This window comes from Nocardia sp. NPDC050799, assembly GCF_040654015.1.
In the GTDB taxonomy this organism is placed as follows: domain Bacteria; phylum Actinomycetota; class Actinomycetes; order Mycobacteriales; family Mycobacteriaceae; genus Nocardia.
In genome coordinates, this window is record NZ_JBFAHF010000013.1 from 164,547 (window position 1) to 173,405 (window position 8,859).

Sequence of the window (8,859 nt, forward strand, 5' to 3'; positions counted from 1 at the left end):
CGGGTAACCGTCCCCGAGGTCACCGCGGGTCGGGGGGTCGACCGGTAAGCTCACGCGAGCATTCGCATGTGGCCGGTCCATCGGGACAACGGCATACCGCCACAGGCGATCTCGTCGCCGCCGCGTTCGGCCACGCCGGCCGGGCATCACTCGCACCGCCGTCGTCCGGCGGTGCGGCACCGAAGTAAACCGACCCCCGGGTGACCGTCATCGGCCGCCGGGGGCGGGTCGCGATGTCCGGGCAACCCGGCACGGCCGGTACTCCCGGCGGCGGTCACCGGGGCCGGAGCCTGCCCGGCTCCGTTTCCCGCGGACACCGCATTCCCGGGTACCCATTCCGAATCATGTACTGCCCGAACACTGTTTACCCTCACGTATTTCCATGAAGGAGTTCGCATGTCCAGACGTTCGCCCGGGTTCCGGATCCCCGGTGTGCTGGCAGGCCTCGTTGTACTCGGCTGTGCGGTGCTGACCCTGTCGGCGTGTACCGGCAACGACTCGGCGCAGAGTTCGTCGGCGAGCGCGGTATCCACCGTGCCCGGACAGAACGGAACCGACGAGGGCGGGGATGTCGATTTCGACGCCGCCATCGGTGACTGTGTCACGCTGTCGGGGACGATGATGGACGCGGAGATCGACCACGCCGTGTGCGGTTCGGAGAATTCGAACTACAAGGTGGTCGCCAAGGCCCCCACCCAGGACGACTGCGCGTCCGACGTCGACCAGACCTACTATGTGACCCTGGCCGGCCAGGAACAGGGCGCGCTGTGCCTGGACATCGACTGGGTCGAAGGTCAGTGCATGACCGTTCCGTCGGGTAGCGACAGCCCCACGCACAGCCCTTGTACGCCGGGTAAGCCCGATACCGTGCATGTGCTGAAAATTCTGACCGGTACCACCGACGAATCCGGGTGCCCCGCGGAGGCCACCAGCTACTACACCTATGACGAGCGTCAGCTCGTCACCTGCGTCGCCGAGGTGTAGCGGCACCGCGTCCGGCTACCGGCATGCGTGGCCTCACCCCGGGTGTGAGGCCACGCGCGCCCTGCCCGGCCCCGGACCGGATATTCCGGCCCTGTTCGATGCCGACCAGCGGAGATACACTGGGATCCGCTGCTCGAATACGCGTTCTGTCCGAGACTCGGCGGGGGATGGCGCTACCAGGACTGCTGTGATGGATATCCGAACAGACGAGATCGCCGACGGCGTCTACCGCTTCTCCACTTTCGTCCCCGAGGTGGGCCCCACCGGTTTCACGTTCAATCAGTTCTTCGTCGACGCCGCGGAACCCCTGCTGTTCCACACCGGTATGCGGGCACTGTTCCCCTCGGTGTCGGCGGCGATCGGGCGCATACGACCCGTGGCAGATCTCCGCTGGATCACTTTCGGCCATGTGGAGGCCGATGAGAGCGGGGCGATGAATCTGTTCCTGGGCGCGGCGCCGTACGCCCAGGTGGCCCACGGCGCCGTGGGCTGCCAGGTCTCGCTGGACGATCTGGCCGATCGGCGGCCGCGGCGCCTGGCCGACGGCGAGATCATCGATCTCGGTGACCGCCGGATCCAGCACTTCGATACGCCACACGCACCGCACAACTGGGAGGCGCGGGTGCTGTACGAGGAGTCCACCGGCGTCTTGTTCTGTGGCGACCTGATGACCCAGCTCGGCGACGGACCGGCCCTCACCGGCACCGATCTGGTGGGACCGGCCGAGGTGGCCGAGGACGTTTTCCACGCCACGTCGTTGGGGCCGGCCGTACCCGCGACACTGCGCCGGCTGGCCGGGTTACAGCCGACCACACTGGCCGTGATGCACGGCTCCAGCTTCACCGGTGACGGGTCCGCCGCCCTGCGCGACCTCGCGGCGGTCTACGAGCGCCGGCTGGCGGGCTGACGGCACGTATGGTTCGATCCGGTGCCACCGCCCCGGGTGAGCCGACGCGAGAGGAACTGGATGAGCGCGAACATCCCGCCGGGCCGCATACGGAGCCGCTGGGAGGAACTCACCGCGGCCGACCCCGCGCATTCCGAATGGTATGTGCAGCGGTTCCGGACGCTGGTGGCGGAAGGCCACGACATATTCGGCGAGGCCCGGCTGATCGACGCCATGCTGGGCCGGCGCGGCCGGGTACTCGATGCGGGTTGCGGACCCGGCCGCCTGGGTGGCCACCTGCACAATGCCGGTCACACCGTGGTCGGCGTCGATGTCGACCCGGTGCTGATCGCCGCCGCCGAAGCCGACTACCCCGGCCCCACCTGGCTGGTCGGCGATCTCGCCGAACTGGATCTGCCGGCCCGGGGCGTGACCGCCGGTTTCGATGTGATCGTCTGCGCGGGCAATGTGATGACATTCCTGGCGCCGCCGACCCGGCCCGCGGTGCTGTCCGGTTTCGCCCGGCATCTGGCACCACAGGGCCGCGTGGTCACCGGTTTCGGCGCCGGCCGCGGCTACGACTTCGCGGAGTTCCGCGCCGATGCCGCCGAGCAGGGCCTCACCGCCGATCTGTTGCTGTCGACCTGGGATCTGCGGCCGTTCACCGACTCCTCGGAGTTCCTGGTCGCGGTGTTCTCCCGCGCGGACTGAGCGCCGCGCCGGTCGCGGCCCGGCGGCGCGATCGGCTACTTCATCGGCAAGGTGACCGCGTCCGCCGGGTCCGGGGGCAGTCCTTCCCGATGTACTGGGCCGGGCTCGGTATGCGCTCGGCGCTGCTACCACCCGAGGCGGCCGAGGTCGAGATCGGCGTCTCCTGGCGCCATCCTGCGGTACGCGAGTACTCCCGCCGCTACCTCGCGGCTCGTGTGGTGAACCGGGCACGGCACCGCGGGACCGTGCCGGAAGCCGGGCGTCGCGCGGTCGCACCGACCGGGACCGCTCGTTCGGCACCGCTCCGAGTACTGATACAAATGCCTGCGGCCGTAGTGAACCCTATGGCCGCCGAGCGGGTCGCGGCCCGCCGATCGAAAGGTTGATCCAGTGGACAGCAACTCCTTTCAGAAGTTGTTCGACCTGAGCGGGCGGACCGCGATCGTCACCGGCGGCACCCGGGGCATCGGTCTCGCCATCGCCGAGGGGTTCGCCTGTGCGGGGGCGCGACTCGTGGTGGCCAGCCGTAAACCGGAGGCGTGCGAGCAGGCGGCGGCCCGGCTGCGGGAACTCGGCGCGGAAGCGATCGGTGTACCGACCCACCTGGGTGACGTCGAAGCACTGCGCGCGCTGGTGCAGACCGCCGCCGACACCTTCGGCGGGATCGATATCGTCGTCAACAACGCGGCCAACGCCCTCGCCCAGCCGTTGGCGACCATGGAACCCGCGGCGGTCGAGAAATCCTTCGGTGTCAATGTGCATGGACCGCTGTTCCTGGTCCAGGCGGCCCTGCCGTATCTGCGGGCCAGCGAACACGCGGCGGTGTTGAATCTCGGCTCGGTCGCGGCCCTGCAGTTCGCGCCCGCGCTGTCGATGTACGCGGCGGGCAAGGCGGCCCTGCTGTCGTTCACCCGCTCCATGGCCGCCGAATTCGCCGCCGACGGCATCCGGGTGAACGCCATGGCTCCCGGCGCCGTCGACACCGATATGGTCCGTAAGAATCCGCCGGAATTCGTCGCGGCCATGGCCGGAGCCACGCTGCTGGGCCGGATCGCCGAACCCGACGAGATGGTCGGTACCGCGCTCCTGCTGTGCTCGGACGCCGGCAGTTTCGTCACCGGTCAGACCTTCCTGATCGACGGCGGTACCGTCGCCCGCTGAACCCGATCCGAAGGAGTTACCGTGTCCGCGCTGTCCACCGAATACCTGCCCTCCGGGGTCGTCGTGCTGACGATCGACCGCCCGCACCGGCGCAATGCGCTCGATAATCAGACGGTCGCCGAACTGCACACCATGCTCGACGAGATCAACGGCGAACCGGAGGTCCGGGCGCTCGTCATCACCGGCGCCGGCGGCGCGTTCTGTGCCGGCGCCGATCTGAAGGCGCAGCCGGAGGACTTCACCGCCACCGGGTCCGCCCCGGCCGCGGCGCTGCTGGGCGCGGTCCACTCCCCGATCGCCCGGATCTACGCCGCGCAGGAACTGATGGCCTCGGCGTTCGAGAAGATCCACCGGCTGCGCCAGCCGGTGATCGCCGCCGTCGACGGGGCAGCGGTCGGCGGTGGGTTCGCGCTGGCGCTGGCCTGCGATATCCGCTACGCAGCCCGCGGCGCCGGCTTCGGCGCGGTGTTCATCCGGCACGGGATCTCGGCGTGCGATATGGGTACCAGCTATCATCTGCCGCGACTCGTCGGCGCCGCGCGCTCGGCCGAACTGCTGCTCACCGGCCGTGTTTTCGACGCCGAGGAGGCCGCGCGGATCGGGCTGGTACTCGAGGTCGTCGAGTCCGGTGATCTGCTCGCGCGCGCCGTCGCCAAAGCAGAGGAGATCGCCCGCAATTCCCCGCTCGCGGTGTGGATGACGAAAGAGACGATGTGGCAGACCGTGGACGCCCCGAGTCTGCGTCATGCGCTCGACCTGGAGAACCGCACCCAGGTGATGTGCAGCGCCACCGGCGAACTCGACGCTTCCTTCGCGGCCTTCCGCGCCGGCACCCAACCCACCGCGGGCCCGCTCTGATTACAGGACGAGCATATTCTGGCCCTGGACGCCGACTGTGTCGTCCACACGCCGACCACTCCGGCGCTGATCCAGGGCGCCGACGACGATGGCGTCGCGCTGCTCGAAACAACTGCTGCTCCGCCTGGCCGGAACGCTCGACGAGGTACACGAGGTGCGTTTCCTGGAGGTCGGCGACCTGTCCGCCGCGCCCGACGGTATGTGGGGTGGTCTGGAAAGTCTCGGATTCGGAATGCCGTTGGCGGCAGTGGACTCCGACCACGCGATCGGACTGATGCAGCATTTCTACTTCGATGCCGTGCTGGGCAATGTCGCGCACACGTTGTACGGGGTCGGATCGGACGCGGTCCGAGTCGTTCGCCACCTCTACCCGGTTCCGGCGCGCGTCCGGGTGCAGGCCGGCGGCACCGTCATCGAACCCGGCACGGTCGGCGCGATCCATATGACCTACCGGGAATCCATCGGTGACGATCTCTTCATGACCAACGAGGAGTGCCGGCATGTCGGGGCCGGCAATGCCCATCTGGGGCAGGATCATCCGCGCAGCCCGGCGGGCGGCCATGTGATCACTCGCGACGGCAACCCCGGTGTCATCGAAATGCGTAACGAAATGGACGACGAGGCCTATAGCGGAGATTGGTCCGCTGTTACCGATATCTCGGTCGCCGCAATGGCGGGCGTGGTTCCCGAGTTGTGTGCCGCACCTCCCGGTGTGGTCACGCCGGACCTGCGTCCTCACTACCTTCTGGAGTCGTCATGAGTTCACCCACGCTCGCGGTCGCGGTGCTCGGCACCGGCCCCTTCGCCGACCGGATCGCCGACCGGATCCGCGCGCGAGCACATCTCGAGGTATCCGCGCGGATCGAAACCCTGCGGTCCCCCCCGGAGGGCACGGCATGCGTCGTCTACGTGCCGACGTTCACCGAGATCGCCGCGGACATACCGGGCAGCGTGCTACCGGAGCTGCTGAGCGATGGCTACGACGTGATATCCACGGCACCACTGGACGGCCACGTCCCGCCGGCCGAACTGCTGGATGCCTGCCGAACCGGGCAGTCCACCTTCCACGCCACCGGGGCCTTCCAGGCCACGATTCCGGCCCGGCTCATCCGATCACTGACGGAGGTGACCCGGGGGATCCGGCGGGTGGAACTGGTCGAGGAGCTCGATTTTCCCGAGGCCGGGGTGTACCCGTGGGGCGATCGGCACGATATCGGCATCGGGGCCACCGGGCCCGAGGCCGCCGTCGCCGGCGCCGCCGCGGTCGACGGCTACTACACGGCGGGACTACGCGTCCTCGATGACGCCGTGTTCCACAGCGCCGCCGGTGCGGCCGACACCCCCAGCAGCACCGTGGAGGTGATCACCGACGGTTCCGGGGCCGTCCAGAAGGTGATCGTCGACCGCGGCCTGGGGCCCGAGCTGAGTTATCGCTCCATCTGGACCACCACCACCGAGGATCGGGCGCCGCTGCGCTATCAGCTGGTCACCACGACCGATACGGCGCGGGGCACCGCCAACGTCCGCTTCCGCTTCACCGAAGGACTTCATCCGGCCGACCATCTGACCTGCGTCAACGTTATCGAGGCGCTGCGTCCGGTGCATGAGCACGGTCCCGGGATAGCCCATCGAGATCTGTCCATCACGCATCTGATGCCGGACGCGCGGCTCACCAGCTGATCCCCGCGGGCCGCGCAGGTCTCGAAATCGTCTATTCCGGTGGCCGGCCGCGATCGCCGGAACCACTGATGCGATCCTGGAACAGCAGCACAGTGATCACCCGGTTCGCGTGGCCGGTCACTCTCCGGCCGCGGACCGCCGCAGTGGACTACCTCTCGATTTCAGTGCACATCGAACTCTCTGAACCCCGCCCTGCCCCGCGGCAGGCGGTGAAAGGTGAGCACCATGAAGCTGACAGTCATCGGCGGCACCGGTCGGATCGGCTCGCAGGTCGTCCGGAAGCTACGGGCGGTCGGCCACGACGCCGTACCCGCCGCGCCGTCCACCGGCGTGGACCTGGTCAGCGGCGAGGGTCTGGACCAGGCGGTGGCGGGCGCCGACGTGGTGGTCGGGCTGGCCAACTCTCCGACCTTCGACGACGCCGCACTGGACTTCTTCCGCACCACGATGGACAACCTCCTGGCCGCCGGGGACCGTGCCGGGGTGAAGCACCAGGTGGTGCTGTCGATCGTCGGCGTGGACCAGGTACCGCAACTGGACTACTACCGGGCCAAGACGCTGCAGGAGGAGTTGCTCCGGAAAGGCCCCACACCGTATTCGATCGTGCGCGCCACCCAGTTCTTCGAGTTCATGGATGCGGTGATGTCCTGGTCCGCCGATGACACCGTCGTCCGGTTGCCCGCGACCCGGCTGCAGCCGATGGCGGCCGCGGATGTCGTCGACGCGGTGGTGGGCGTCGCGCTGGGCTCCCCGCTGCAGGGTATCCGCAATGTCGCGGGACCCGATGTGTTCCCGCTCGACGAAATCGGCCGGATGACCCTGCTCGCCCGGCACGACGACCGGATCGTCGTCACCGACGAGACCGCGGGTATGTTCGCCGCGATCACCGGTGACGAACTCCTCGCCGGACCGGACGCGCACCTGGCGCCCACGCACTACCGGGACTGGCTGGACGCACACCGCTGATCTCGACAGCGCTTCCGACCGGCATCGTCCCCGCTTCCTGAAGCGGCCTTCAGGCCGCTTCAGCGTAGCTTCAGGACCTCCCTGCCACAGTGGCCGCCGATGACCGACAACGGCGAAAGGGGAGAACAGATCATGAACCCGACAGTGCGCATCGACGGATATCCCTACCGAGTGGTGGGAAAGACTCGTCTGACGACGGCCTCGCGGGCGTGCTACGGCAAGTACCGATTCGTCCTGCGGCGGTTGACGGACGGATCGCTGTGGACGGTGTTCGACTCCCGGGTCACGTCCGCGTCGGAACTGATGAAATGTGACGACTGCGCCGAGACCGTCGGAGACGAATCCGGCCGCCGGGTCCGGCGCCCGGGTTCGCCGCCGCCGGCTCCGGCCGAAACGTTTCACCGATTTCGGAACCGACGCCGAGATGTTATGCGCCAGTTATAGAGCAGTTATCATTCATCGAGAAAGGCGTAGTCACACGAGCCTAAAATCCGAATTGCGCCCTTTCCAAAAAAGGTGTTTCGCTCGGATCCGCAGCGGGCGTCTTCCAAGATTGTAGTGACATCGGACTTTCCGACGCCCGGGGCTTACTTCGCCGCGGATCGGACCCGCACATGTATTCGCAAGATAGACAATGCAATATTGCGGAATCAAAACACCGCAAAACTCGAATGTGATTGATACCACAGCATTCCAAGCAAATGATCAGCACACCATCCAGGCAGGCGTCGTACTGTTTAGCCCTACACAGAAACTCCGGGCTTCCCCGGCGGAACGTTGGATGGACATGCTTCACCTCGAACACTTCGCGTTCGGCTGGCTGACGCCCGCCCTCGCGTATTTCCTCTCGGCCACCGGATGCGCCATCGGATTGCAGTGCACCAGGCAGGCCCGCAATGGACGGCGCCGGTTACTCTGGCTCGTGCTCGCCGCGATCACCATCGGCGGCACCGGTATCTGGGTCATGCATTTCGTTGCGATGCTGGGCTTTTCCATAGACGGCGCACAGATACGCTTCGATGTCCCGCTCACCCTGCTGAGCGCGGGAACCTCGATCGGCGTGGTCGCCATCGGCCTGTATCTGGTGACCACACCGGGCTCGGGCCTTCCGGCGCTGCTGACCGGCGGTGCCGTTACCGGCCTCGGCATCTCGGCCATGCACTACACCGGCATGGCCGCGATGCGCACGGACGCGCATATCGAATACGACCCCGCCCGCATAGCGCTGTCACTGGTCATCGCCACGGTCGCGGCCACCGCGACGCTGTGGTTCAGCATGCGCTCGTGGGGCATACCGTCCACCCTGGGCGCGGCGCTGATCATGGCCGCAGCGGTAGCGACCATGCACTACACCGGCATGTCGGCGATGCACGCGCACGCGGTCCCCGATGCCGCGGCGCCCGAAGGTGCCGAGCCGCTGGAGATTCTGGGCCCCCTGCTCGGCGCCATCAGTGTGGTCACCGTCGTGCTGCTCATCGGCGTGAGCATGGCGCTGACCAATCCCCACGGACCCGAAGCCCGGGCCGCGACGAACCCCCCACCACGCGAGCGGCGGCCGGCCCGCTGAACGACCCGATCCCGCGATGTTCCGTTCTCGGCACCGAGAACGGAAC

9 protein-coding genes are annotated in these 8,859 nt (G+C 67.8%); all 9 read left to right on the forward strand.

The annotated features are described in order from the left end of the window. Positions 1–396 precede the first annotated feature (396 nt). The 9 genes from AB0H42_RS16135 (at position 397) to AB0H42_RS16175 (ending at position 8,813) form a co-directional block, all read left to right on the forward strand. Positions 397–984 carry a hypothetical protein gene (locus AB0H42_RS16135; RefSeq protein WP_357055996.1) on the forward strand — a complete coding sequence of 196 codons (588 nt, stop codon included), beginning with the start codon at positions 397–399 and terminating at the stop codon, positions 982–984. A gap of 190 nt (positions 985–1,174) precedes the next feature. After that, positions 1,175–1,891 (forward strand): MBL fold metallo-hydrolase, encoded by a 717-nt coding sequence (locus AB0H42_RS16140; protein WP_357055999.1) that lies wholly within the window; start codon positions 1,175–1,177, stop codon positions 1,889–1,891. Positions 1,892–1,951: 60 nt separating this feature from the next. After that, a complete protein-coding gene (locus tag AB0H42_RS16145) occupies positions 1,952–2,581 on the forward strand; it encodes a class I SAM-dependent methyltransferase (protein WP_357056002.1) in 630 nt (209 codons plus the stop codon). A 390-nt stretch (positions 2,582–2,971) separates the two neighbouring features. Next, positions 2,972–3,742, forward strand: a complete 771-nt coding sequence (locus AB0H42_RS16150; RefSeq protein WP_357056005.1) for an SDR family oxidoreductase — start codon at positions 2,972–2,974, stop codon at positions 3,740–3,742. Between the two features lie 30 nt (positions 3,743–3,772). After that, positions 3,773–4,600, forward strand: a complete 828-nt coding sequence (locus tag AB0H42_RS16155; RefSeq protein ID WP_357056050.1) for an enoyl-CoA hydratase/isomerase family protein — start codon at positions 3,773–3,775, stop codon at positions 4,598–4,600. An 88-nt stretch (positions 4,601–4,688) separates the two neighbouring features. Then, positions 4,689–5,360, forward strand: coding sequence for a hypothetical protein (locus AB0H42_RS16160; protein ID WP_357056008.1), 672 nt, complete (start codon positions 4,689–4,691; stop codon positions 5,358–5,360). Further along, the gene (locus tag AB0H42_RS16165; RefSeq protein WP_357056011.1) at positions 5,357–6,280 is read left to right on the forward strand and encodes a hypothetical protein; all 924 of its coding nucleotides are present in this window, start codon (positions 5,357–5,359) and stop codon (positions 6,278–6,280) included. The genes AB0H42_RS16160 and AB0H42_RS16165 overlap by 4 nt, the downstream gene beginning before the upstream one ends. A gap of 225 nt (positions 6,281–6,505) precedes the next feature. After that, the gene (locus AB0H42_RS16170) at positions 6,506–7,246 is read left to right on the forward strand and encodes an NAD(P)H-binding protein (protein WP_357056014.1); all 741 of its coding nucleotides are present in this window, start codon (positions 6,506–6,508) and stop codon (positions 7,244–7,246) included. A 781-nt stretch (positions 7,247–8,027) separates the two neighbouring features. Next, positions 8,028–8,813, forward strand: a complete 786-nt coding sequence (locus AB0H42_RS16175) for an MHYT domain-containing protein (RefSeq protein WP_357056017.1) — start codon at positions 8,028–8,030, stop codon at positions 8,811–8,813. Positions 8,814–8,859: the final 46 nt, after the last annotated feature.